Consider the following 26,303-nt stretch of genomic DNA (forward strand, 5'->3'; position numbering starts at 1 on the left):
GAAAAGGAATGAAAGAATTTAAAAGAATTCATGTTGTTGTAATGGATTCAGTAGGAATTGGTGAGGCACCTGACGCAAATGATTTTGATGATTTCAATGTGGATACGCTAGGTCATATTGCTAGAGAAATGGACGGACTGAACCTTCCTAACATGGAAGCACTAGGTTTGTCTAACATTAAAGAAATTGCGGGCGTTGAAAAAGTAGAAGTGCCTATCGGCTATCATACAAAAATGCAAGAGACCTCTGTTGGTAAAGATACAATGACAGGTCACTGGGAAATTATGGGGTTGTATATCGATAAACCCTTTAGAGTTTTCCCAGATGGATTTCCAGATGAATTATTAGAAAAACTCAAAGCCTTCTCTGGAAGAGAAATTATTGGCAATAAAGCTGCAAGCGGAACCGAAATTCTTGATGAGCTAGGAGAAGAACAGCTTAAATCAGGCGCATTGATTGTTTATACGTCTGCAGACTCTGTTTTACAAATTGCAGCAAATGAAGAAATCATTCCTTTAGAAGAATTGTATCGCATTTGTGAATATGCTCGGGAAATTACGAGAGATGAGCCCTATATGCTAGGCCGCATTATTGCTAGACCGTTTGTAGGAACATCAAAAGAAACATTTACACGTACAGCTAATCGCCATGATTATGCCTTGAAACCTTTTGACAAAACTGTGATGGATACACTAAAAGAGAGTGGATTGGATTCAATCGCGCTAGGAAAAATATCTGACATTTTTGATGGTGAAGGGGTCACTGAAAGTATTCGTACAGTTTCAAATATGGATGGTATGGATAAATTTATCGAATTACTGGATAAAGAATTCCATGGCATGAGTTTTTTAAACTTAGTTGATTTTGACGCAGTATTTGGGCATCGAAGAGATCCTTTAGGATACGGACAAGCACTACAAGAATTTGATCAACGTTTGCCAGAGGTTTTTGCTAAGTTAACAGAGGATGATTTATTGATTATTACAGCAGATCATGGAAATGATCCGACATACAAAGGAACAGATCATACTAGGGAGTTTGTACCATTATTAGTCTATTCTAAACGTTTCAAACGCGGTTATGAATTAAGTGTGAGAACAACGTTTTCTGATATTGGTGCTACCGTTGCGGATAATTTCAATGTACGTATGCCGGAATATGGGACTAGCTTCTTAGGAGATTTAAAATAAAAAAAAGGAATGGTGAAGGAAATGAGAATGGTCGATGTTATTGAGAAGAAAAGAAACGGACTTGAATTAACAAAAGAAGAAATCAAGTTTTTTATTGATGGCTATACTGCTGGAACAATTCCAGATTATCAAGCAAGTGCTTTATTAATGGCTATTTATTTCCAAGACATGACGGATGAAGAGCGTGCAAACTTGACTCTAGCAATGGTCGATTCAGGTGATGTGATTGACTTATCTGGAATTGAAGGCGTAAAAGTGGATAAACATTCTACTGGCGGTGTTGGTGATACAACAACATTAGTTTTAGCTCCACTCATTGCAGCATTAGATATTCCTTTTGCAAAAATGTCAGGTCGTGGCTTAGGTCATACTGGTGGAACATTAGACAAATTAGAATCATTTGATGGGTTCCATATTGAAATCAGTGATGAAGAATTCATTAATATTGTCAATCAAGACAAGATCGCTGTTATCGGACAATCTGGCAATCTAACGCCAGCTGATAAAAAAATCTATGCACTACGTGATGTAACAGGAACAGTAAGTTCTATTCCGTTGATTGCTGGCTCTATTATGAGTAAGAAGATAGCTGCTGGTGCAGACGCGATTGTCTTAGATGTAAAAACAGGTGCTGGAGCATTTATGAAGACAGAAGAAGATGCTGAGAAATTAGCTGAAGCGATGGTTCGCATCGGAAATCTTGTTGGAAGAAAAACAATGGCAATCATTTCTGATATGTCTCAACCTTTAGGTGCTGCGATTGGTAATTCTTTAGAAATCAAAGAAGCAATCGATACTCTAAAAGGAAATGGACCGGAAGATTTAACGGAACTAGTCCTAACTTTAGGTAGTCAAATGGTTGTTTTAGCAGGAAAAACAGATTCTTTAGATGAAGCACGCAAAATGTTGTTAGGTGTGATCGAAGACGGATCAGCTCTAGATAAATTTGCTGTATTCGTTAAAAATCAAGGTGGTAATCCAGAGTGGGTCAAAAATCCAGAATTATTACCTGCGGCACAATATACATTTGAAGTAACAGCAGATAAAGAAGGTGTTGTATCTGAGATCGTTGCTGATGCCATTGGTGTAGCTGCTATGAAATTAGGAGCAGGTCGAGCAACGAAAGAAGATGAAATTGATTTAGCAGTAGGATTGGTTTTAAACAAAAAAATTGGTGACGATGTTAAAGTTGGCGATTCTCTTGTAACGATCCATGCAAACAAAAAAGATGTTGCTGAAGTAGAAGCAATGATCAAAGAAAATATCCAAATTGGTGATACAGGAATAGCACCTAAATTAATCTATAAACAAATTTCTTAAAAATAATCATTCATTTACTACTACTATAGAAGCTTCTAGAAGGATTGATTGTGTAGTGTAGTAGATTTAATGGAAAAAGAGGAGATACTCAAAGTGAGGATCTTCTTCTTTTTTGTTTTTACACAATGTTTTTTGATACCATACGTAAGTACAGGTCAAAATTCATTCTAAAGTCCTATGACAAACAACTAAAAAGAAGGCATAATAGGTACATAAGGAAAACACCCTCGGGTGAAAAATTTGCTAAGGAGGCAATTTCCATGAAAGAAAGAGAAAGAGTATTAGACTTAGTTAAAAAAGGTATCCTATCTTCAGAGGAAGCTTTAGTTTTATTAGAAAATATGGCGACAGAAAAAGATGAAAAACAAATCAAAAAAGCTGCCGACCAAGTAAACGTAACAAATCCAACAGTTGACACAAAAGAAAATGACAAAGTCGTAGATTTATTAAATAAGTTAGAAAATAAAAAGGAAGAAGACGTAGTCGAACCTGAAATTTCTGATGAAGATGTTAAAGCAAAAGAGGCGCAAGATCATGAACGTCTAGAAAAAATTCTAGATAATCTAGCAACTGAAGCGAATCGTGCTTCTGTTGAGTTAGATGAAATCAACGCTGAAATTGCTGGTGTCAAAGAAGAAGTCAAAGAAGCACAAGAAAAATTGATGGAACTTAATACCAAAGAAGAATTAAGCGAATTAACAAGTGAAGATTTACAAGTAAGAGCATCCCTTGAAGCTGAGATCAAATCATTAGAAGATTCTTTAGACGAACGAATTCAAGAAAAAATCGCTCTTGAAGCTGAATTGAAAAATATTCGTAAAGAACAATGGTCTGGTACGAAAGATCGTGTCGCTTCAAAATTTGATATTCCTGATGATTGGAAAGATCAAGCAACGGATACGATCAATCAAGTCGGAGAAAAAATGAGTGAAGCAGGATCTCAATTGGGTTCATTCCTTAAGAAAACATTTAGCACATTTTCTGAAACAATGAATGATAATATGGAATGGAAAGACGTTAGTTTCAAAGTTCCAGGTGTTGCTACAACGAAATTTGAACATGAATTCAATTACCCAGCACCGCTTGCAAGTTTGATTGATGTCAAAGTAGCGAATGGAAATATTATCTTTAGAACTTGGGATCAACCAGATGTTAAAGTAGAAGGAAAAATCAAACTTTATGGTAAAATGGATGCTGAAACACCGCTTGAAGCGTTCTTGGAAAGAAGCCAAATCGATGTAGATGACGAAGTGATTTCATTCCAAATTCCAAACAAACGTGTTCGCGCAGATTTGATTTTCTACTTACCTGAACGTACATTTGATCATGTATCAATTAAATTGTTAAATGGAAATGTCTTGATTGAATCGTTGAAGGCAAAAGATGTTTACACTAAATCAACAAATGGCTCAATCACATTCAATAAAATCGATGCAACAATGCTTGAAATTGAAGGTGTAAATGGTGATATCAAAGTCTTAGATGGTGAAATCCTAGATAATATCATTGAAACCGTGAATGGTACTGTAACGATTGCTGCAACACCACAAACAATTAGTGTCTCATTGATCAATGGTGATGTTCGTATCACGGCGAAAGAAAAGACACTACGTAAAGTAGAAGCAAGTTCTGTCAACGGCAATGTAAAAATCGCATTACCAAATGAACTGGGTGTTGAAGGTACAGTGAAAACGAGCTTAGGTAGCATCAATAGTCGCTTAAGTGATTATGAAGTGATTCGTGAGAAGAAAGAAAGAACCAACCAATTACTACAATTTAGACGATTAAATGATGAAGATATGGCTCAAATCAATGCTTCTACAACAACAGGAAACATTTATTTAAAAGACACAGATAAATAAATGCGTAGAACATGATTGCTTAAATTGTGCTGACTTCCTTCTCGATAGTTAAGAATAGTTCTCTTAACTATCGATATAGGAGGAAATAAAAGAAAAAAAGGATGATTCTTCATCCATTCTATTGTAAAATCTAATTGATAAGAGGTGAAAAAAATGAGAAAACGATTGACAAAATCTCCCAATAATGTGGTACTAACAGGAACCTTAGCGGGAATTGCGGAATGGTTAGGTATTGATCCTACGATTGTACGTGTGATTTATGTGGTAGCCAGCTTTATCTTTATTGGCAGTCCAATTTTTCTATATATTGTTTTAGCTATCTTGATTCCTTCAGGTAGAACTAAAAACTATAACAGCTATGGCCATCAAAATCCATACAACAGAAATACACGTAACGCAAATCCATATGCTAACGAACAAAAACAAAGAAAACAAGCAGAAAAAGTGAACGATGATGACTGGAGTGACTTCTAATGACATACTTTCAACGTTTGATCGTTAATACGTTGACATTTGTTTCACTCTCAGTGATTTTTCCAAATATGATTTTCGTGAGAAGTATCTGGATGGCAATCATTGCTGCTTTTGTGCTCTCCATATTAAATATGTTAGTAAAACCAGTGTTGACGATTTTATCGCTTCCGTTTACTTTACTTACATTTGGTTTGTTTAGTTTCATTGTGAATGCGGCAATTTTAAAAATGACCTCTTCATTTGTTGGAGAAACAAATTTCGGTTTTTCCAGCTTTGGAGCAGCGATTTTGATGGCAGTAATCATGTCTTTAGTAAATATGATCGTCAGTGAACGTAATTTAGATAAATATAGTGAATAAGGATAAAACCCAAACGATAAGTTGGGTTTTATCCTTTTCTTTATGCAAATGGATCAGTAAGCTCGACTAATCGGCATTCTTTGTGTCGGTTAATATAGCCATATAAAATATTGATAAAATCGACTTGTTCTTTGGAAAACTGCTGAATCTTTTCAGGTTTATTTTTAGGCAGAATCTTTTTTGCAAGTTCGCTAGATGTATAGTTGGAAAAAGTTTGTTTTGTAAGGATTCGGCTATTTAGAATAAGACCTTGATAAATCAAATAATATTTTATTTTAGAACCAATCGGAATGGACAAAAGCTGCCAATTGGTTTGAGATGCTAGGATCAATTTTGTATTTTGATTGAAAAAGCGCGTGAGGAATTGCCAATCTTCACGTAATTTAGACGCTTTTTCGAATGATTGATTTTCTGCTGCTACAATCATTTTTTCTTCTAAACGATTTTGAGGTAGTTGATTGTTCTGAGTGAATGCACCGAGCAATTCTGTAGCAACAGTCTTTGAGTCTAATTGAGGCATGGCGTTTTCAGAGAAAGTTTGTTGCCAATAATTTTTCTGATTTAATCCATATAGGTTCTCTAAAATTTGTTTTAGTTCTGAAAGTTTCCTATTAGTGGAAAATGGACCAAAGCAATTTTTTTTCGTTGGGACAGTGCGTATATTGATTGAAATGTCTTCTTTTTCCATATTGATTTCAATATATTTATACTTTTCAAAAGAGTTCATCTGCCGATTATAAATTGGACGGCATTCTTGAATTAATTGGCATTCTAGCAAGAGAGCGTCAAGCTCCGAGTCTACTTCAATCACATCGAAACTATTTAGTTGTTGAATCATCCGAATTGTTTTGCTTGAATGTTGTTTGTTCTTAACAAAGTAGCTGCCGACACGTTCTCGCAGTTTTTTTGCCTTACCTACATAAATAATTGCTCCATGTTTATCTTTCATTAAATAGACACCGGGGGCTAAAGGTAGATTTCTCGCTTGTTCTTTTAAATTATTTTTCATGAAAAACACATCCAATACATGTTTTTATCACTGGAAATAGTACAAACTAAGTATACGAATTAAATAGAGATAGTCAATAAGTAAGTATGTTTGAATCTAGTTAAAATAATAATACTAAATAATTTGAGGACAATAAGTTATGTAAGTATAACATGTATGGTATGTTCTTATTCATATTAATGTATTAATATATAAATGAATAAACAAATGTTTTTTTAGGACGAGTAAATATAATTAAAATAGACTCACGAATAGAGTTAATGAATAGTTCTAAAAGAAAGCGAGGGCTGATGATTATCGAAATGAACTATTTTTTATAAAAATAAGATAGGAGGATTAAAAAATGAAAAAAGAATTATGCTGTTTTTTAGCAACGGTTATGTGTTTGTCGTCTGTAGGGTCAATTGCAAGTGCTGCAGAAGCCGTAGGTGAAAAAGGAACTGTTACTCCAGTACAAAATAGTCCTTTGATGAACCAAGAAATATCAAAAGCGGATACTGAAGCATGGAACGATTTAATGTACATGGGTTTTTACTATGGTCAATATCAAATAAAAAGAGGTGATATGGATAAGGATTCAATCCCTATAGGTTCAGTAGAAAATTTTAAAGCTTTTGATCGTCATATAAGAGTAGAGAATATTTCACATGATAACTATCAGCCTAAGTATATTGATGTGGATACGTTCTCAAATGAAACTGATACAGAGCAAACATATATGTCAATTGCGCATTCAGAGACGTTTGATGAATCTGAAACGACAACGATTACACAACATTATGCTTTAGGGGTAGATGCAAAACTTAGTTTTGAAATTATAGTCAAAGCTGGCATAGGCGTTAAATTTCAAGCAGATTTTAACAAAGCAGATTCTACCAAGAAGAGTCATTCTGAGACACTTACTTTGAACTCTCAACAAGTTAAAGTACCAGCCCATAAAAAATATAAACTGCAACTAATAATGGCAACAACAGCAACAACAGCAGATATCAAGCTTACCTCTAAAATAAATGGGGACGTTTATAAAGTAGAAGGAGCAAACGGAACTCGATATTTTGAAAAAGTAAATCCACTACTAAATCATTATATTCAAGCTCGAAAAAATGATTCTAGTTTGCCAAATCTTTTAAAAAATTGGGAAGTACAAGCAGATGGGAGTAATCAAGACATACCTGTTTTATACGATGGAGGACGTGGTCATGTAAAGGCTGAATATGGTTCTGATTTTCGTGCGCAAATAGTAGACATAACTGACGGTGAAGATAAAGCAGTAGTTGTCAGCGAAAAAAAAATAGAACTAATTAGGCAATAAGGTAAAAGATGAAGAGTAGTTTATAAAAATAGCATAGGAGGGGTAAAAATGAAAAAAATATTTTGTTATATGATAGCTTCAATTATGTGTTTATCGTCTGTAGGAGCAATTGCAAGTATTGCTGAAGCAGAAGTTGAAAAAAAAAATAGTATACCAGTTCAAAATAATCTGTTGGTCAACCAAGATATCGGGATAAGATTACCAGGTCTGCAACAACCAAGGTATCAGTTAATGATGATGGGATATTACGTTGGTCTTTCTGAAGAACCGCGTGGTTTTTTACCTCCTGGTTCAAAGCCTGCATTAAGAGATCCAGGTGATTTTGAAGCCTTTGACCATCATGTAAGAGCATACGATATCATACACGATAATCTCCAGCCCAAATATATTGATGTGGATACTTTTAGAAACGATACTGATGAAGAACAGGTATTTACCTCATTATCTCGTAATGAGACCATTGAAGAGTCAGAGACATCAACCATCACACAAAATTATTCACTAGGAATAGAGTCCAATATCAACTTTGATCTTATTGTGAATGCTTCCTCAACGATCCATTTTCAAGCTGATTTTAACAAAGAGGATTCTAGTACAAAGTCTCACACGGAGACGTTTACAGTGCCCGCTCAAAATATAAAAGTACCAGCACATAAAAAATATAGATTAGAACTCGTAGTGAGTAGAGTGTCAACAAAAGCGGCTATCAAACTAACTTCTAACATTAAGGCAAAGATCTATTTTGCTGAATCACCAACAAGTCTCTGGTATAGGCAAATGAGCTTGATGCATTATGATTACAGACTTGCAGCACAGTGGTTTCCTGAACTTGTACCAAGTGGTTTCGCAGACAATTTAGAAATAGTTAAAAACAATGATGATGTTCTTCTATATGACGGAGGATTCGGTCATGTTGAAGCGGTGTACGGTACTGATTATAATGTTCGGACGATTGATGTAACAAATGGAGAAGAGAACGCTGTGATTGTCAACGAACAAAAGTTAGAACTAGTTCGGCAATAAGTCATAAGTATTGAGAATTTAAATAGTAGAATAATTGGCCTATTTTAGGCTGGGTGACTGATGAGAATGGTACATCAGTCACCTTTTTTTATTTTTTTAATGAGAAAAATAACATAGAATTATTGAGTGAAGCATATTACTATCGAAAAATTGAAAGAACAGGCAATTACAATTAGACTTTAACAAAGTTGCATTTTTATAATGTTTCTTTAGTCAAAATAAATAATCAGATATAAAGAAAATCAAATAAACCCCTGACATCTTCCTAATAGCTAGAAACTTCCCACCTGAAATGATAAAATGGAACGAGTAGAGAACTGGAAAGGAATGAATGATAAAGATGGAAGAAGTTGTAAAAATTCATCAACTGGTAGAGAAGCTTTCTTTAGAAGTCGTTTATGGCGATGAAGGAGGACAATAAGTTATGTAAGTATAACATGTATGGTATGTTCTTATTCATATTAATGTATTAATATATAAATGAATAAACAAATGTTTTTTTTAGGACGAGTAAATATAATTAAAATAGACTCACGAATAGAGCTAATGAATAGTTCTAAAAGAAAGCGAGGGCTGATGATTATCGAAATGAACTATTTTTTATAAAATAAGATAGGAGGGTTAAAAAATGAAAAAAGAATTATGCTTTTTTTTAGCAACGGTTATGTGTTTGTCGTCTGTAGGGTCAATTGCAAGTGCTGCCGAAGCCGTAGGGGAGAAAGAAAACGTTACCCCCATACAAAATAGTCCTTTGATGAACCAAGAAATATCAAAAGCGGATACTGAAGCATGGAACGATTTAATGTACATGGGTTTTTACTATGGTCAATATCAAATAAAAAGAGGTGATATGGATAAGGATTCAATCCCTATAGGTTCAGTAGAAAATTTTAAAGCTTTTGATCGTCATATAAGAGTAGAGAATATTTCACATGATAACTATCAGCCTAAGTATATTGATGTGGATACGTTCTCAAATGAAACTGATACAGAGCAAACATATATGTCAATTGCGCATTCAGAGACGTTTGATGAATCTGAAATGACAACGATTACACAACATTATGCTTTAGGGGTAGATGCAAAACTTAGTTTTGAAATTATAGTCAAAGCTGGCATAGGCGTTAAATTTCAAGCAGATTTTAACAAAGCAGATTCTACCAAGAAGAGTCATTCTGAGACACTTACTTTGAACTCTCAACAAGTTAAAGTACCAGCCCATAAAAAATATAAACTGCAACTAATAATGGCAAAAACAGCAACAACAGCAGATATCAAGCTTACCTCTAAAATAAATGGGGACGTTTATAAAGTAGAAGGAGCAAACGGAACTCGATATTTTGAAAAAGTAAATCCACTACTAAATCATTATATTCAAGCTCGAAAAAATGATTCTAGTTTGCCAAATCTTTTAAAAAATTGGGAAGTACAAGCAGATGGGAGTAATCAAGACATACCTGTTTTATACGATGGAGGACGTGGTCATGTAAAGGCTGAATATGGTTCTGATTTTCGTGCGCAAATAGTAGACATAACTGACGGTGAAGATAAAGCAGTAGTTGTCAGCGAAAAAAAAATAGAACTAATTAGGCAATAAGGTAAAAGATGAAGAGTAGTTTATAAAAATAGCATAGGAGGGGTAAAAATGAAAAAAATATTTTGTTATATGATAGCTTCAATTATGTGTTTATCGTCTGTAGGAGCAATTGCAAGTATTGCTGAAGCAGAAGTTGAAAAAAAAAATAGTATACCAGTTCAAAATAATCTGTTGGTCAACCAAGATATCGGGATAAGATTACCAGGTCTGCAACAACCAAGGTATCAGTTAATGATGATGGGATATTACGTTGGTCTTTCTGAAGAACCGCGTGGTTTTTTACCTCCTGGTTCAAAGCCTGCATTAAGAGATCCAGGTGATTTTGAAGCCTTTGACCATCATGTAAGAGCATACGATATCATACACGATAATCTCCAGCCCAAATATATTGATGTGGATACTTTTAGAAACGATACTGATGAAGAACAGGTATTTACCTCATTATCTCGTAATGAGACCATTGAAGAGTCAGAGACATCAACCATCACACAAAATTATTCACTAGGAATAGAGTCCAATATCAACTTTGATCTTATTGTGAATGCTTCCTCAACGATCCATTTTCAAGCTGATTTTAACAAAGAGGATTCTAGTACAAAGTCTCACACGGAGACGTTTACAGTGCCCGCTCAAAATATAAAAGTACCAGCACATAAAAAATATAGATTAGAACTCGTAGTGAGTAGAGTGTCAACAAAAGCGGCTATCAAACTAACTTCTAACATTAAGGCAAAGATCTATTTTGCTGAATCACCAACAAGTCTCTGGTATAGGAAAATGAGCACAACATACTATGATTACAACAATGCAGTAAATTGGTTTCCTGAACTTGTACCAAGTGGTTTCGCAGACAATTTTGATACGGTTTATAACAATGATGATATTCTTCTATATGATGGAGGATTCGGTCATGTTGAAGCGGTGTACGGTACTGAGTTTAATGTTGTGACGCGTGATATAACAAATGGAGAAGAAAACTCTGTAATTGTCAACGAACAAAAGTTAGAACTAGTTCGGCAATAAGTCATAAGTGTTGAGAATTTAAATAGTAGAATAATTGGCCTATTTTAGGCTTGATGACTGATGAGAGTGGTACATCAGTCATCTTTTTTATTTTTTAATGAGAAAAATAACATAGAATCATTGAGTGAAGCATATTACTATCGAAAAATTGAAAGAACAGGTAATTACATTTAGACTTTAACAAAGTTGCATTTTTATAATGTTTCTTTAGTCAAAATAAATAATCAGATATAAAGAAAATCAAATAAACCCCTGACATCTTCCTAATAGCTAGAAACTTCCCACCTGAAATGATAAAATGGAACGAGTAGAGAACTGGAAAGGAATGAATGATAAAGATGGAAGAAGTTGTAAAAATTCATCAACTGGTAGAGAAGCTTTCTTTAGAAGTCGTTTATGGCGATGAAGAAAGTTTAAATAGAGAAATCACAACAGGAGATATTTCCCGTCCTGGTCTGGAATTGACAGGTTACTTTAATTATTATCCTCATAATCGCTTGCAATTATTCGGTAGTAAGGAGATTACATTTTCTGAACGAATGATACCTGAAGAACGTTTGATGGTGATGCGTCGTTTATGTGAAAAGGATACGCCGGCTTTTATTATCTCTAGAGGATTAGAAGCACCTGAGGAAATGGTACAAGCCGCAAAAGAAAAAGGACTGGCAGTGTTACGTTCACCGATTTCTACATCGAGATTATTAGGAGAGTTATCCAGCTACCTAGACAGTCGTTTAGCAGCAAGAACTAGCGTACATGGTGTTTTAGTCGACGTTTATGGATTAGGTGTCTTGATTCAAGGCGATAGTGGTATCGGTAAAAGTGAGACAGCGTTAGAGTTGATCAAGCGAGGTCATCGATTGATAGCAGATGACAGAGTCGATGTTTATCAGCAAGATGAATTGACAGTTGTCGGTGAACCGCCTAAAATTTTACAGCATCTGATTGAAATTCGTGGGATTGGAATCATTGATGTAATGAATTTATTTGGTGCAAGTGCGGTTCGCGGCTTTATGCAAGTCCAACTTGTTGTTTACTTAGAAGCATGGGAAAAAGATAAAAAATATGACCGTTTAGGATCAGATGATGCAATGGTTGAAATCGCAAATGTTGATGTTCCTCAAATCCGTATTCCTGTTAAAACCGGGCGGAACGTGGCAATCATTATTGAAGTTGCTGCAATGAATTTTCGTGCGAAGACTATGGGCTATGATGCGACAAAATCATTTGAAGAACGTTTGACTCGATTGATTGAGGAAAATTCAGGAAGTATCTAGTTATACGAGCTAGCACTTCGGAAAAAAGATAAAATCTGATTGTGGTAAAGAACACCACCCTCATATTTTCCTATTTTTCAGTCAGAGCTGATCGAGCCCGTTTCACTTTTAAGGTTATCTAGTTATGTGAGCTAGCTCTTCGGAAAAAAGATAAAATCTGATTGTGGTAAAGAACACCACCCTCATATTTTCCTATTTTTCAGTCAGAGCTGATCGAGCCCGTTTCACTTTTAAGGTTATCTAGTTATACGAGCTAGCTCTTCGGAAAAAAGATAAAATCTGATTGTGGTAAAGAACACCACCCTCATATTTTCCTATTTTTCAGTCAGAGCTGATCGAGCCCGTTTCACTTTTAAGGTTATCTAGTTATGTGAGCTAGCTCTTTGGAAAAAAGATAAAATCTGATTGTGGTAAAGAACACCACTCTCATATTTTCCTATTTTTCAGTTGGAACTGAACGTGCCTGTTCAGTTTTTGCTTTGAAACACTGTGAATAAAATGAACTGATGTTGAAAAGTGCAAGGTGTAGCGAAGTGGAACGTTTTTTACCAATATGTATTATCTAGCTAAGCGGGTTAGCACTTCAGAAAAAAAGATAAATTATGAATGAGGTAAAGAACACCTTATTCATAATTTCCTATTTTTCTGTCAGAGCTGAGCGATCCCGCTTCACTTTTAAATTAGGAGGAAGCCGAATGTTAGGACAAGTAAATCCAGTAGCGCTTAATCTTTTTGGGATAGCGGTGTATTGGTATGCAATTATTATTGTTTCAGGAATCGTGCTAGCTGTTTGGTTAAGTAGTAGAGAAGCAGTTCGTGTCGGTTTAAAAGAAGATGACGTAATTGACTTTATGTTGTGGGGCTTACCTAGTGCAATTATTGGTGCCCGTTTGTACTATGTCATTTTTCAGTGGCAAGATTATGTCGATAATCCAATTGAGATTATTTTGACTAGAAACGGTGGTCTCGCGATTTATGGTGGGCTAATCGGCGGAGGTCTAGCTTTATTTTTCTTCACAAGGCATCGTTTTATTTCAACTTGGACCTTTTTAGATATTGCAGCACCAAGTGTGATTTTGGCTCAAGGGATCGGGCGCTGGGGGAATTTCATGAACCATGAAGCTTATGGTCCCGCAACAACTCGAGGTTTTTTGGAAAGCTTGCATTTACCAAAATTTATCATCGACAATATGAATATTGAAGGAACATATCATCAACCAACTTTTTTATATGAATCTATCTGGAATGTTTTAGGTTTTATTGTATTGATTGTTTTGAGAAAAAAGAAAAATTTCTTAAAAGAAGGCGAAGTCTTTTTAGGATATATCATTTGGTACTCTTTCGGAAGGTTCTTTATTGAAGGGATGCGGACAGATAGTTTATATGCATTTGGAAGTGTCCGAGTTTCACAATTAGTTTCTCTTGTGTTATTTTTCGGTGCAATTGTGATTATGATTATTCGCCGTAAAAAGGGGTCTGTAAAATTTTATGACCGTGAAAAAGGAACATCAAAAAAGGCTATTTAGAACTGCCTATTCCATCTAAGCTATGGTAAAATGATAGGTGGATACAAAAACTATAAGAATAGTAATTTATTTTGGTTATTTAAAGAAATAAGAAGTTGGATAGTCGGTAGAGTTATAGAAACGTTTTGAGCTAGATTTTCTACTAAAGAGCTTTTAGGAAAGAAGATAAAAAATAAACGAGTCAAAGAACGACTCAATTGTTTTTCCTATCTTTCTGTCAGAGCTGATCTAGTTTGTTCAACTTTTCTATGATCTAGATTCACCGAATCAGCTCTTCTTATTTTGAAAGGAGATTTTCACCAATGAAACAAAAAGTTGCTGTTTTAGGTCCAGGTTCATGGGGAACTGCATTGGCACAAGTTTTAGCAGAAAATGGTCATGAGGTTCGTATATGGGGACATAATAAAGCACAAATTGATGAAATCAACACGCATCATACGAATCATCATTACTTACCTGATTTGGTCATTCCAGAATCGATTCAAGGGAAGAGTTCTTTAGAAGAATGTATTCAAGATGCAGATGCGGTCTTGTTTGTTGTTCCGACTAAAGCCATTCGAACGGTGGCGCAAGAATTTACAGAAAAATGTACAAATCAACCTTTGATCATTCATGCTAGTAAAGGCTTGGAACAGGGAAGTCATAAGCGGATATCTGAAGTATTAATGGAAGAAATCCCAACAGATAAAAGGCGCGGAGTGGTTGTTCTATCTGGTCCAAGTCATGCAGAAGAAGTCGCTGTTCATGATATTACAACGATTACTGCTGCAAGTGAGAATTTGTCAGATGCAACATATGTTCAATCGTTATTTATGAATGACTATTTTAGAATTTATACAAATGATGATGTAATTGGTGTCGAAACGGGCGCTGCGCTGAAAAATATCATTGCGTTAGGAGCAGGTGCAATCCACGGGTTAGGCTTTGGCGATGATGCGAAAGCTGCAATCATGACACGCGGTTTAGCTGAAATAAGTCGTTTAGGTGTGGCGATGGGGGCAAACCCTTTAACCTTTATTGGTTTGAGCGGAGTCGGTGATTTAATTGTTACTTGTACAAGTGTGCACTCACGTAATTGGCGTGCTGGTAATCTTCTTGGAAAAGGACACAGCTTAGACGAAGTTCTTGAAAATATGGGAATGATCGTTGAAGGGGTATCTACAACAAAAGCAGCGTATGAATTATCTCAGCAATTAAATGTTGATATGCCAATCACAGAAGCGATATATAAGGTCTTGTATGAAGGTCAAGATGTAAAACAAGCGGCAAAAGAAATTATGTTACGTGATGGTAAAACAGAAAATGAATTTTCTATATAAATTTTAGGAGGCCAATAGGCATGAAAGTGAAAAAAGCGGTTATTCCAGCAGCTGGACTGGGAACAAGATTTTTACCAGCAACAAAAGCGATGGCAAAGGAAATGTTGCCGATCGTCGACAAGCCAACGATCCAATTTATCGTTGAAGAAGCTTTAGCATCAGGTATTGAAGATATTTTGATCGTTACAGGAAAAGCAAAACGTCCGATTGAAGATCATTTTGATGCGAATTTTGAATTAGAAAGTAATCTTCGTGAAAAAAATAAAACAGATTTATTAAAATTAGTAGAAGAAACAACAGATGTTAATCTTCACTTTATTCGTCAATCTCATCCAAAAGGATTAGGACATGCCGTGTTACAGGCAAAAGCATTTGTTGGCAATGAACCGTTTGTAGTTATGCTTGGTGATGATATCATGGAAGACAAAATTCCATTGTCAAAACAATTGATGAATGATTATGATGAAACACACGCATCAACGATCGCTGTAATGAAGGTTCCTCATGAAGAGACTTCAAAATATGGAATCATCAATCCAGAGGCTGAAGTTGCTAAAGGACTATATAACGTAAATAATTTTGTTGAAAAACCAACACCAGAAGAAGCACCAAGTGATCTAGCAATTATTGGTCGTTACTTGTTAACACCAGAAATTTTTCACGTGTTGGAATCACAAGAACCAGGTGCTGGCGGCGAAATTCAATTGACAGATGCCATCGATACATTGAACAAAACACAACGCGTATTTGCTAGAGAATTTACTGGCAAACGCTATGATGTAGGCGATAAGTTTGGGTTTATGAAAACAAGTATTGAATATGGTTTAGTTCACCCAGAAGTCAAGGATAACTTACGCGAGTATATTATTGAATTGGGTGCTGAACTTGCTAAAAAAGATACACCTAAAAAGAAATAAACGAAACGTTTTATAGGATTTTTTCAGTTGAAGACAGAGCAAAATTTGTTCTGTCTTTTTTTTCTATAAAATATAGAGGCTTGGGTTATAATTAAGATAACAAAGCTAACTGAATAATTTGTGAAAAAGACCAGTTGGTGTTATTCTAAGACTATGGAATAATTGATGGAAGGAGCAAGAAGATGACAGGTGGAGAGGTTGCAGCGATTATTGCTGCGGTTGCGTTTGCTGTATTAGTAGTATTTATTGTTTTAGTATTGATGAAAATCAGTAAAACTGTAGAGAAAGTGACAACCACGGTTGATGAAGCAAATAAAACAATCGAGGTTGTGACGAAAGATGTAGATATTTTATCTAGACAAGTAGAGGGACTTTTAGTAAAAAGTAATGAGTTGCTAGATGATGTCAATAAAAAAGTGGCAACAATCGATCCATTGTTTGCAGCAGTTGCAGAGTTAAGTGAAAGTGTTTCTGAGTTGAATTACTCTAGCAGAAATTTACTTGGGAAAGTTGGATCAGTCGGTAAAACAACAGCTAAAGCAGGTGTTGTCAGTAAAGTAGGCGGAGCGGCTTTTAGAGCATTTCGTCCAAAAAAATCATCAAAAACTAGTGAAGTAACGAAATAATAAAAGATAATGGAGGAATAAACATGGCGAAAAAAGGCGGATTTTTTTTAGGAGCAATCATTGGTGGGACAGCTGCAGCAGTAGCAGCACTTTTATTAGCACCAAAATCAGGTAAAGAGTTACGTGAAGATTTAGCGAACCAAGCAGATGATTTTAAAGATAAAGCAACGGATTATACAGATTATGCTGTGCAAAAAGGTTCTGAATTATCATCGATCGCTAAAGAAAAAGCAAGTGTGTTAGGTGAACAAGCAGGTGACTTGGCAGGAAACGTTAAAGATAAGACGAAAGATTCCCTAGACAAAGCACAAGGCGTTTCTGATACGGTTCTAGAGTCATTCAAAAAGCAAACAGATGATCTATCTGATCGTTTTAAAAAGACAGCTCAAGATGTAAATGATCAAGTTGATGAATTAGGTGACATCGCAGAAGACGCTTCCGATGATATCTTCATAGATGTTAAAGAATCAGCAAAAAAAGCGAAAGAAACAGTTTCAGAAGGCGTTGCTGAAGCAAAAGAAGTAACAAAAGATGTTCCACAAAAAGCTGAAGAAGCAAAAAAAGATACAAAAAAAGCTGTTAAAGAAACTGTAGAAGATGTTAAAGGAAAATAATAAAAGCAATGAAAAAAACAAAGTCAGCATCCTTCTTAGAATGTTGGCTTTGTTTTTTTATTTTTAATCGATGATCATTAATTCTTTTGGTGTTTTTGTAAAAGCTTCACAACCATTTTTCGTCACATGTAGACAATCTTCGATGCGCACACCAACTTTTTCTGGAATATAAATACCTGGCTCGATAGAGAAGCACATGCCTTCTTCAATAACCAGATCATTACCAGTCACTAGAGACGGATATTCATGAACGGTAGTTCCAATGCCGTGACCTAGACGGTGATTAAAGTAGTCACCGTAGCCGTAACCACTGATAACGCCGCGCGCAACTTCATCTAGTTCTCCAGCTGTAACACCAGGTTTTACAGCATCCATGGCTTTTAATTGTGCTTCTAAAACAATTGAATAGATTTCTTTTTGAAAATCAGTTGGTTCTTTGTAGGCGACGGTTCGTGTAACATCGCTACAGTAACCATTGTAAACAACACCTAAGTCAAATAAAACCAAATCTTGCTTTGCAACAGCCGTATTTCCAGGGTTGCCGTGTGGGCTCGCTGCATTTTTCCCAGTTAGAACTAAAGTATCAAAGCTCATTGAACGAATGCCTTGACGTTTTAGTTGATACTCGATTTCTGCCAGTATTTCTTGTTCTTTGGCGCCTTCTTTAATCGCCTTGAAGCCAATCTCTAACGCGACATCCGCCCAATCGCCAGCTTCCATCAGTTTAGTTACTTCAGAAGAGGTTTTTAGCAATTGCAACTTTTCAATGACAGGTGTGACACTGGCTGAAAAATCGCTATTTGGAAAATAATTAGTTAAAATATCGAAACGACTAACTGTTAAAGCGTCTTTTTCAGTAGCAATTTTAGTTGGAACTCCATTTTTTTTGATAAGTTGGGCGATTTTCTCCCAAGGGTTTTCGCTATCAAGATAACCATAGACAGGATACGTCCATGAACTTTTTTCAGCATCTTCAACTTCTAAAGCCGGAGTAAATAAAAAAGGGTCATGATTTAATGAGATAAATAAAGCTAAAACCCGTTCGTGAGGATCACTTTTGTAACCCGAAAAATAGGCAATATGCCCCGGGTCACTAATATAAGTAAGATCGATATTTTCGCTGGCCATCCATTTTTTTAGTTCATTCATTTTTTCTTGATTCATAAATATCCTTCTTTCTTTTAGAGCTGGTTACTGTAAAACTTATCTTTATCATACCACGAAATACCATAAAGCGCTTTTTGAAATATGGAGTAAATTTTCATGAAAATAGGATAAAACGGTTGCAATAATAAAAAAACTCTGCTATTCTTAGTGAGAAATGTAAACAGCGTTTTCAGAAAATGAAAACAACTATAAATATTTAGGAGAATTAGCATGGAAAAACAAACAATTACTATTTATGATGTTGCTCGTGAAGCAAATGTATCCATGGCAACTGTATCTCGTGTAGTCAATGGCAATCCCAATGTGAAGCCTGCTACACGGAAAAAAGTGTTAGAAGTAATTGACCGCTTAGATTATCGTCCAAATGCTGTAGCCCGTGGCTTAGCAAGTAAAAAAACAACGACTGTAGGGGTTATTATCCCAGATGTTAGTAATATCTTTTTTGCTTCTTTAGCTCGAGGTATCGATGATGTTGCAACAATGTACAAATACAATATTATTTTAGCCAACTCTGACAGCAACGATCAAAAAGAGGTCAATGTATTAAACAATCTTTTGGCAAAACAAGTTGATGGAATCATCTTTATGGGTCACCATATTACAGATGAGATTCGTGGCGAGTTTTCTCGTTCTAAAACACCTGTTGTTTTAGCTGGTTCAATTGATCCAGATGAACAAGTAGGTAGTGTAAATATTGACTATAAAGAAGCAACAAAAGATGCAACAAATCTATTAGCTAAAAATGGCAATAAAAAAATTGCTTTTGTCAGTGGTGCATTGATCGATCCTATTAATGGTCAAAATCGCATCAAAGGGTATAAAGAAGCTTTAGCTGATAATGGCTTATCTTATAATGAAGGTTTGATCTTTGAATCTGAGTATAAGTTTAAAGCTGGTATTTCGTTAGCTGAACGTATTCGCAATAGTGGTGCCACAGCAGCTTATGTGACAGATGATGAACTAGCAATTGGTTTATTGGATGGCATGATTGATGCTGGTGTGAAAGTACCTGAAGAATTTGAAATCATTACAAGTAATAACTCACTGCTAACAGAAGTTTCACGTCCGAGACTTTCAAGCGTGACACAACCTTTATATGATATTGGTGCTGTAGCAATGCGTTTATTGACAAAATTGATGAACAAAGAAGAAATCGAAGATAAGACAGTTATCTTACCATATGGTATGGATCAAAAAGGTTCAACTAAATAAAATAACTGAAAAGTATTGATTGCTTATCATGGAAACTCCCTATAAAATAGAGACTAGAATACAAAACTAGTAGCTATTTTATAGGGAGTTTTTTTAGAATAAAAAGTATGTTATTGAAATACAACTTAAGAATTGAAAAGGAGTAAGATCAATGAATATGAGAGAGAGAATTCTTGCTGGAAAGCTGTTTTTGGATGATTGTGAAGAATTACCTGAAGAACGAATGTTGGCAAAAAGAAGAATGGTAGCGCTTAATCAAACGTCGCCAGATGACTTAGAAAAAAGGTTTAAACTTTTAGATGAGATTTTTGGTATAAAAATAAATGCTTGGGTTGAACCACCTTTTTATTTTTGCTATGGTCGTAATATTGAGATTGGGGAAGAATGCTTCTTAAATATGGGATGTACCTTTATTGATGATGCTAAAATTAAAATTGGTAATAAGGTTGCTTTTGGCCCGGGCGTTACGATAGCGACTGTTGGTCATCCTATCCACCCAGATTATCGACGATTGATGTATGGAAGTCCTGTAACGATTGAAGAGAATTGCTGGATCGGAGCTAATACTACGATTTGTCCTAGTATAACGATTGGTAAAAATAGTGTTATTGGAGCAGGGAGTGTTGTGACGAAAGATATTCCAGAAAACTCAGTGGCTGTAGGGAATCCTTGTAAGGTGATACGCAAAATTAGTGAGAAAGACCGTCAATTTTATTATAGAGATGAACCTTTTATGAAAGAAGATTTAGAAGAAGTCTATCGTTTAAACGGTACAGATTATATGTGAAGAGTAATCAATACAAATTTTTTATAGAATAAAAAATGAAATACCACACTAAAATCATACATTTTGGCGTGGTATTTCAAGATTAAAGATATAATTAGTTACTGTTTCCACTTGATGTGGGCGTGGTATTTTCTTTCTTATTGTCCTCTTTTTTCTTGTCTTCTTTTTTCTCAGAAGAAGGAGTTGTTGTTGCACCTCCATTTGAAGGGGAAGATGTTGCATAGCGGCCCCAATAAGCACTGTAGTTAGCGTCGGATCCGCCATAGCCAAATTTGTATTTGCTTTTTGGAGCACCATCTTTTGCATAGAATGATTCAACATTTGGACCAGGAGCTGTGTATGTTCCACCATTATAGGTGAAAGTACCCGGTTTTTCTCCTGTAAAGCTTGATACATTTGACTTGATTACATCTTTAGAAAGGGTGAATTTTTCACCAGTACCGAATAGATCAGGTCTGACAGAATAGATTGCATTTGCCAAGTTTGCTAAGTAGGCACTATTTTGATCCCCACTGTTAGGGCTCATTGCTGTAGGGTTATCATAACCTGTCCAAGAACCTAAGGTAATAGTCGGTGTTGAAACGACTAACCAAGCATCTTTATAAGCATCTGTTGTTCCTGTTTTACCAATCCAGTCGACATTTCCGAAAGCAGGATTAAGGCCATTGATCATATTTTTGAACGGAGTGGTTATTTTTGAATCTAAGACCGAGCGCATCATGTCATTCATGATCGAAGCCGTAGCTTCTGAATAGACTTGAACCGGTGTATTTTTATGTTCATAAATCACTTTTCCACTATTGTCTGTGATCTTATCAATCATATAGCCTTTTTGATATTGTCCTTTATTAGCGAGGGCCTGAAACCCATTTGTTTGAGTTAAAACAGTTGCTTCTATAGAACCTAAAGGCGCCGATTCATAAGCCCATGCATCGCTAGCTGGATAATTCATTTTACTTAGATAGTTATTGTAAGAGAAATTATCATCACCCATCTGTGCCTTCATAGCTTCATTTAAATGGTAGACAGGAATATTATACGACCACTCTAATGAATGACGAACAGTATCGAATGTATTTGTTCCAGAATTTGTTGCATTCGTTAGTTCATCACCGCCTCTATATGAGGTAGGATAATTGGCTAAGCGACTTTCAGAACCAATCATTCCTTGGTCGATGGCAGGTCCGTAAACCGAAATCGGTTTGATTGTAGAACCAACTTGACGGATTGTATCTAATGCATGATTGCTTTGACTGACATTGAAGTCTCGACCAGCTACAAAACCGATGATTCTACCCGTTTTATTGTCCATCAAAACATTTCCAGTCTCAACAAGTCCTGCACCATAACCATCATCTAGCATATAGCCAAAGTTTGCGACAGCGTTTTGCATGGTATCATAAACTGTTTGATCAATTGTGGATTGAATCGTATAACCACGATTTTGAATTTCTTTTCGTGCTTGATCCTTGTATTGAGAAATTCCTAGTTCATCAAGATCTTCTTTTTTGACACCAGCTTTTTCTATATTGATGTCCATTACTGTATTGGCTGCTTGTTCTAATACAGCGTTGTAAAGATAACTTTCAGAGTTTTGATTGGATTCTTGTTGCGGTTGGAAATCTTGTTTCAAATCATAGTTTTTTGCTGCTTCATATTCTTCTTTTGTAATAGCTTTTTCACGATACATACTGAATAAAACAAAATCTTTGCGTTTCATTCCATAAGCCAAATTTTCATCTGCTTTTAAAGCCCCAGTATTGCTATAAGGAGTGTAAATAATTGGGCTTTGGGGAAGACCTGCAATAAAAGCTGCTTGAGGAAGCGTTAAATCATTGGCACTTTTGCCAAAAAGACCCTTGGCAGCTTCTTCAACACCTGCAATATTTTCACCTTTGTTATTACGACCAAAAGGTGAAACATTTAGATAAGTGGTGACGATCTCATCTTTTGAAAAGTACTTTTCAATGCGATAAGCAAGTAATATTTCATTTGCTTTTCGTTTGAACGTAGTTTCATCTGTCAAAATTTGTTGTTTTACTAATTGTTGTGTTAGTGTCGATCCCCCAGATGAACCGCCCATACCTGTTGCATCAGAAACAAGCGCTCTTATAACTGCTTTTGGAACTACACCTTTATGTTCTTCAAAGTATTCATCCTCAGTCGAAATAATTGCTTTTTTCAAGAGAGGAGAGATATGATCTCCGTCAACTCTTGTTCTGACTAAATCAGATTTGATCATCGCGATATTGGTGCCATCAGCATAAGTCATTCGAGAAACTTCTGTGATATCACTGATTTCTGTCTGGAGCTCCTCTTTTGTTGGTGGTTGTGTATCTTCGACTAGAAAAGCAAAATACCCCATACCAATTCCTAGTCCCAAAGCCCCACCTAATAGTAGAATAATAACTGCAAAGACAAATAGGGATTGCAGTACACGAATCACTACATTTATAATCAAAAAAATCTTTTTCTTTTCTGGTCCTTTAGTAGAATGTTTTTCCGTTTGACGGGAATTATTCTGATTGTCCAAAAGCTTCACCTCAATATAATGATACATTCCGTGATATTATAGCAAAAAAAATCTATAATGAACAGTTGTTCAGATATTTATAGATACTTAATCAAAAAAACTTAATATAAATAGTAGGAAAAACGAGTTGTAGTTTTGTTTGGCATTGAAATTGTGACTGATCTTATAACCGCTTTTATTATTTAGTGTTTTCTTCTAATCTAAATAATACGATTTTTTTGATCAATTCTATTGGTAACTCACAATCAAGAGGAAATTGAATGGCTCCTTTACTTGTTTTAAATTTTGTCAGTTCATGTTTGAATGCTTCAATAGCTGTTGGTGCAGGATAAAAACCAATGTGATTTTTGGCATTAGCAAAATGAACTAGGTTTCCATTTAAGTAGAAAGTGGGCATTCCATAAGACATTTTTTCTGTTGCTTCAGGGATAAGTTGCTTGATTGTTGTATAGAGTTGTTTTAGTTTAGCTTGGCGATCTTCTGGAGTATTTGAGATATAATCTTCAATGATGGTCATTGTGTCTTCCTACTTTCTTATTGGATAATATATTTAGTATACCACGGAGCAAAGAGTGATGGATTTATTTTAAATCATAAAAATTGTAGTGAGTGAAAGAAGTAATCGTTTTATGGTACACTATCAGTGAGTTGTAGAATAAAATGAAGGACTGAAACGAATGGGGAAATCAATTGTCGAAAAATTGAACTTACTGAGTTATTCAACCAAAGCAATTGTTAATCGACCAACTAAAGAATATTTATCTGAAATAAAAGAAACACAAAAACAACTTCCGACAGAACCGGTAGATTTACTTTTTGTTTTTGTAGAATCGATGGCTGGATTTAAAGAGATTGTATCCGAAGTGATCGAGCACCAATTACTGAATAAGAATGGGGTACTCTTTGTTGCCTATCCAAAAAAAGGAAATAAAAGGTATTCAACGTTTGTTCATCGAGACGAAATTTTTCCCACACTTCAAGTGGATGAAAGTGATGGCTATATAGCAAATAGTACGTTAAAGTTCAATCGAATGGTTAGTTTGGATGAGACTTTTACAGTAACGGGTATGAAAAATATTGAACGAAAAGTAAAAATAAAAGCTGTTAGCAGCGCTCGTGTCGATGATTATATTCAGTTTATACCATTAGTAGAATCGTTTGTTGAAAATCATAAAGAAGCAAAAATTTTATTTGAACAACTAACATTAGGGTATAAAAAAGGTTGGGCAAGATATATTTATAGTGCCAAACAAGTAACAACACAAGAGAAAAGAAAAAATGAAATGATCGAGATTTTGGAAAAAGGATTCAAATCGAAAGAATTGTATCGGGCAAGTAGTTCTAGTTAGATAATAGTTTTAAATTGAAGGAGAATTAGCATGGATCAAGTTCAAGAATATGTGGAAAACGTCGATACAAAATGGCAAGATTCTTATCAACAATTGGCGAAAATCATTGCTGAAAATATACCTGAAGGCTTTGCTTTGCGTTTACAGTATGGAATGCCAACTTATGTTGTTCCTCTAAGTGTTTTTCCAGAGGGCTACCTAGGTAGAGAAGATGAACCATTACCTTTTATCAGTTTGGCTGCTCAGAAAAAGCACTTATCTTTGTATCATATGGGGATTATGGGGAATAGAGAGTTATTGACATGGTTTCAAGAAGAATATCAAAAGGTGGTTCCAACGAAATTGAACATGGGAAAAAGCTGTATTCGGTTTAGTAACCCGAAAAATATTCCTTATGAGTTGATAGGCAAATTAGTTGGTAAAATCTCAATGGAAGAATGGATCGCTAGTTATACTCGTTTTGCAGAAAAAAATAAGAAATAGAGATAGCTTTGTTAAAGAAGCAAAAAGATTGTTTTTTCAGAGGGTTTCACGTACTCTTTTAAAGAATGCAGAATTTAGCAGAAGTTTTATGAGTATTATAGTTAGTTAGTTAAAAGTGGACTAGTGTTTCAGTCGAGACTAACGAGCTCGTTACGCTTTTAAATTATCTAGCTTCACGAGCTAGTCTCTCGGGAAAAAGATAAACAATGAATGAGATAAAAAGCATCTCAGTCATTGTTTCCTATTTTCCATTCGAGACTAAACGAGCTCGTTACGCTTTTAAATTAGGAGGATCATTATGTTATTAGGTTCACACGTTAGTATGAGTGGTAAAAAAATGTTATTAGGTTCAGCGGAAGAGGCTGCCAGTTATGATGCAACGACTTTTATGATTTATACTGGAGCGCCGCAAAACACACGCCGTAAACCAATTGAAGAAATGAATATCGAAGCAGGTCAAAAATTTATGGCTGAGCATAATTTAAGCAATATCGTTGTGCATGCTCCTTATATTATTAATTTAGGAAATACGATCAAACTAGAAAATTTTGGATTTGCTACTTCTTTTTTACGTCAAGAAATTGAGCGTGCTCATGCATTAGGGGCAACACAAATCACACTTCATCCTGGTGCTCATGTAGGAGCTGGCGTGGATGCAGGGCTAAAACAAATCATCAAAGGGCTTGATGAAGTTTTATGGAAAGAGCAAGTACCTCAAATTGCACTTGAAACAATGGCTGGCAAAGGGACAGAATTAGGTCGTACGTTTGAAGAGTTGGCAACGATCATCGAAGGTGTTAAGTTAAATGAAAAATTGTCTGTCACAATGGATACATGTCATATCAATGATGCTGGCTATAATGTAAAAGATGATTTTGACGGTGTCTTAGAAGAATTTGATAAAATCATTGGATTAGATCGTCTGAAAGTAGTTCATGTCAATGATTCTAAAAATCCGATGGGTTCTCATAAAGACCGCCATGCTAATATTGGTTTTGGTACGATTGGGTTTGATGCATTAAATAAAGTGGTTCATCATGAAAAATTGAAAGAGCTACCTAAGATTTTAGAAACACCATATGTAGGTGCAGATAAAAAGACAAGTAAAGCACCTTATGGCTATGAAATTGCTATGTTAAAATCACAAAAATTCGATCCAGATTTATTGGAAAAAATTGAGGGACAGTAATATAGTGGTAACAACGTTTCACTTTGATACACTTTGTACTTTTCAACATCAATATATTACGCTCATTGTATTTTAAAGAAAAAGCTGAACAGGATCGTTTATCTTTTTTTCGAGTGACTAACTCTTGAATTTAGA

At 35.3% G+C, this 26,303-nt stretch carries 24 protein-coding genes; 20 read left to right on the plus strand and 4 right to left on the minus strand.

Annotated features, from left to right (window positions below; genetic code table 11):
• The first annotated feature begins 8 nt into the window (after positions 1-8).
• From deoB to IGJ02_RS05370, 5 genes are all read left to right on the plus strand, one after another.
• On the plus strand, positions 9-1,190 hold the full coding sequence (gene deoB / locus IGJ02_RS05350; protein WP_010760790.1) for a phosphopentomutase: 1,182 nt from the start codon (positions 9-11) through the stop codon (positions 1,188-1,190).
• 21 nt (positions 1,191-1,211) lie between these two features.
• A complete protein-coding gene (locus tag IGJ02_RS05355) occupies positions 1,212-2,510 on the plus strand; it encodes a pyrimidine-nucleoside phosphorylase (RefSeq protein WP_010760791.1) in 1,299 nt (432 codons plus the stop codon).
• Between the two features lie 260 nt (positions 2,511-2,770).
• Positions 2,771-4,372, plus strand: coding sequence for a daptomycin-sensing surface protein LiaX (gene liaX / locus IGJ02_RS05360; RefSeq protein ID WP_430603513.1), 1,602 nt, complete (start codon positions 2,771-2,773; stop codon positions 4,370-4,372).
• A 153-nt stretch (positions 4,373-4,525) separates the two neighbouring features.
• Positions 4,526-4,846, plus strand: coding sequence for a PspC domain-containing protein (locus IGJ02_RS05365; RefSeq protein WP_010760793.1), 321 nt, complete (start codon positions 4,526-4,528; stop codon positions 4,844-4,846).
• Positions 4,846-5,205, plus strand: coding sequence for a phage holin family protein (locus IGJ02_RS05370; protein WP_010760794.1), 360 nt, complete (start codon positions 4,846-4,848; stop codon positions 5,203-5,205). Before IGJ02_RS05365 ends, IGJ02_RS05370 begins: the two co-directional genes overlap by 1 nt.
• A 40-nt stretch (positions 5,206-5,245) precedes the next feature.
• Here IGJ02_RS05370 and IGJ02_RS05375 read toward each other — a convergent pair whose 3' ends face one another.
• Positions 5,246-6,214 carry a GIY-YIG nuclease family protein gene (locus IGJ02_RS05375; protein ID WP_430603514.1) on the minus strand — a complete coding sequence of 323 codons (969 nt, stop codon included), beginning with the start codon at positions 6,212-6,214 and terminating at the stop codon, positions 5,246-5,248.
• Positions 6,215-6,557: 343 nt separating this feature from the next.
• On the opposite strand from IGJ02_RS05375, the gene IGJ02_RS05380 reads away from it, so the two are divergent.
• From IGJ02_RS05380 to IGJ02_RS05425, 10 genes are all read left to right on the plus strand, one after another.
• Positions 6,558-7,526: an ETX/MTX2 family pore-forming toxin gene (locus tag IGJ02_RS05380; RefSeq protein WP_430603515.1), complete on the plus strand. Its 969-nt coding sequence runs from the start codon at positions 6,558-6,560 to the stop codon at positions 7,524-7,526.
• A gap of 84 nt (positions 7,527-7,610) precedes the next feature.
• Positions 7,611-8,549 (plus strand): ETX/MTX2 family pore-forming toxin, encoded by a 939-nt coding sequence (locus tag IGJ02_RS05385; protein ID WP_430603516.1) that lies wholly within the window; start codon positions 7,611-7,613, stop codon positions 8,547-8,549.
• Positions 8,550-9,177: 628 nt separating this feature from the next.
• Complete coding sequence (locus IGJ02_RS05390) at positions 9,178-10,146, plus strand: ETX/MTX2 family pore-forming toxin (RefSeq protein ID WP_430603517.1); 969 nt, start codon at positions 9,178-9,180, stop codon at positions 10,144-10,146.
• A 48-nt stretch (positions 10,147-10,194) separates the two neighbouring features.
• Positions 10,195-11,169 (plus strand): ETX/MTX2 family pore-forming toxin, encoded by a 975-nt coding sequence (locus IGJ02_RS05395; protein ID WP_430603518.1) that lies wholly within the window; start codon positions 10,195-10,197, stop codon positions 11,167-11,169.
• A 338-nt stretch (positions 11,170-11,507) separates the two neighbouring features.
• Positions 11,508-12,446 carry an HPr(Ser) kinase/phosphatase gene (gene hprK / locus IGJ02_RS05400; protein WP_034682890.1) on the plus strand — a complete coding sequence of 313 codons (939 nt, stop codon included), beginning with the start codon at positions 11,508-11,510 and terminating at the stop codon, positions 12,444-12,446.
• Positions 12,447-13,141: 695 nt separating this feature from the next.
• Positions 13,142-13,972, plus strand: a complete 831-nt coding sequence (gene lgt / locus IGJ02_RS05405) for a prolipoprotein diacylglyceryl transferase (protein ID WP_010760799.1) — start codon at positions 13,142-13,144, stop codon at positions 13,970-13,972.
• Between the two features lie 302 nt (positions 13,973-14,274).
• Positions 14,275-15,291 carry an NAD(P)H-dependent glycerol-3-phosphate dehydrogenase gene (locus IGJ02_RS05410; RefSeq protein WP_010760800.1) on the plus strand — a complete coding sequence of 339 codons (1,017 nt, stop codon included), beginning with the start codon at positions 14,275-14,277 and terminating at the stop codon, positions 15,289-15,291.
• Between the two features lie 20 nt (positions 15,292-15,311).
• Positions 15,312-16,208 (plus strand): UTP--glucose-1-phosphate uridylyltransferase GalU, encoded by an 897-nt coding sequence (gene galU, locus IGJ02_RS05415; RefSeq protein ID WP_010760801.1) that lies wholly within the window; start codon positions 15,312-15,314, stop codon positions 16,206-16,208.
• Positions 16,209-16,390: 182 nt separating this feature from the next.
• The gene (locus IGJ02_RS05420) at positions 16,391-16,834 is read left to right on the plus strand and encodes a DUF948 domain-containing protein (RefSeq protein WP_010760802.1); all 444 of its coding nucleotides are present in this window, start codon (positions 16,391-16,393) and stop codon (positions 16,832-16,834) included.
• Positions 16,835-16,857: 23 nt separating this feature from the next.
• A complete protein-coding gene (locus tag IGJ02_RS05425) occupies positions 16,858-17,448 on the plus strand; it encodes a YtxH domain-containing protein (RefSeq protein WP_010760803.1) in 591 nt (196 codons plus the stop codon).
• A 63-nt stretch (positions 17,449-17,511) separates the two neighbouring features.
• Here IGJ02_RS05425 and IGJ02_RS05430 read toward each other — a convergent pair whose 3' ends face one another.
• Positions 17,512-18,612 (minus strand): aminopeptidase P family protein, encoded by a 1,101-nt coding sequence (locus tag IGJ02_RS05430; protein WP_010760804.1) that lies wholly within the window; start codon positions 18,610-18,612, stop codon positions 17,512-17,514.
• Positions 18,613-18,825: 213 nt separating this feature from the next.
• Between IGJ02_RS05430 and ccpA the strand changes: the two genes are divergently transcribed.
• A complete protein-coding gene (gene ccpA / locus IGJ02_RS05435; protein ID WP_010760805.1) occupies positions 18,826-19,827 on the plus strand; it encodes a catabolite control protein A in 1,002 nt (333 codons plus the stop codon).
• A gap of 151 nt (positions 19,828-19,978) precedes the next feature.
• Positions 19,979-20,614, plus strand: a complete 636-nt coding sequence (locus IGJ02_RS05440) for a sugar O-acetyltransferase (RefSeq protein ID WP_430603519.1) — start codon at positions 19,979-19,981, stop codon at positions 20,612-20,614.
• A gap of 94 nt (positions 20,615-20,708) precedes the next feature.
• On the opposite strand, the gene IGJ02_RS05445 is transcribed toward IGJ02_RS05440, so the two are convergent.
• On the minus strand, positions 20,709-23,174 hold the full coding sequence (locus IGJ02_RS05445; RefSeq protein WP_034682885.1) for a transglycosylase domain-containing protein: 2,466 nt from the start codon (positions 23,172-23,174) through the stop codon (positions 20,709-20,711).
• A gap of 151 nt (positions 23,175-23,325) precedes the next feature.
• Positions 23,326-23,664 carry an iron chaperone gene (locus IGJ02_RS05450; RefSeq protein ID WP_010760808.1) on the minus strand — a complete coding sequence of 113 codons (339 nt, stop codon included), beginning with the start codon at positions 23,662-23,664 and terminating at the stop codon, positions 23,326-23,328.
• A 160-nt stretch (positions 23,665-23,824) separates the two neighbouring features.
• Here IGJ02_RS05450 and IGJ02_RS05455 point away from each other — a divergent pair, with 160 nt between their 5' ends.
• From IGJ02_RS05455 to IGJ02_RS05465, 3 genes are all read left to right on the plus strand, one after another.
• Positions 23,825-24,496 (plus strand): YdeI/OmpD-associated family protein, encoded by a 672-nt coding sequence (locus tag IGJ02_RS05455; protein WP_010760809.1) that lies wholly within the window; start codon positions 23,825-23,827, stop codon positions 24,494-24,496.
• Between the two features lie 30 nt (positions 24,497-24,526).
• A complete protein-coding gene (locus IGJ02_RS05460) occupies positions 24,527-24,979 on the plus strand; it encodes a DUF1801 domain-containing protein (protein WP_430603520.1) in 453 nt (150 codons plus the stop codon).
• Positions 24,980-25,277: 298 nt separating this feature from the next.
• The gene (locus IGJ02_RS05465) at positions 25,278-26,168 is read left to right on the plus strand and encodes a deoxyribonuclease IV (RefSeq protein ID WP_010760811.1); all 891 of its coding nucleotides are present in this window, start codon (positions 25,278-25,280) and stop codon (positions 26,166-26,168) included.
• The last annotated feature ends 135 nt before the right edge of the window (positions 26,169-26,303 follow it).

The organism is Enterococcus sp. DIV0724b (assembly GCF_050531475.1).
GTDB classification, from domain to species: Bacteria; Bacillota; Bacilli; order Lactobacillales; family Enterococcaceae; genus Enterococcus_L; species Enterococcus_L haemoperoxidus.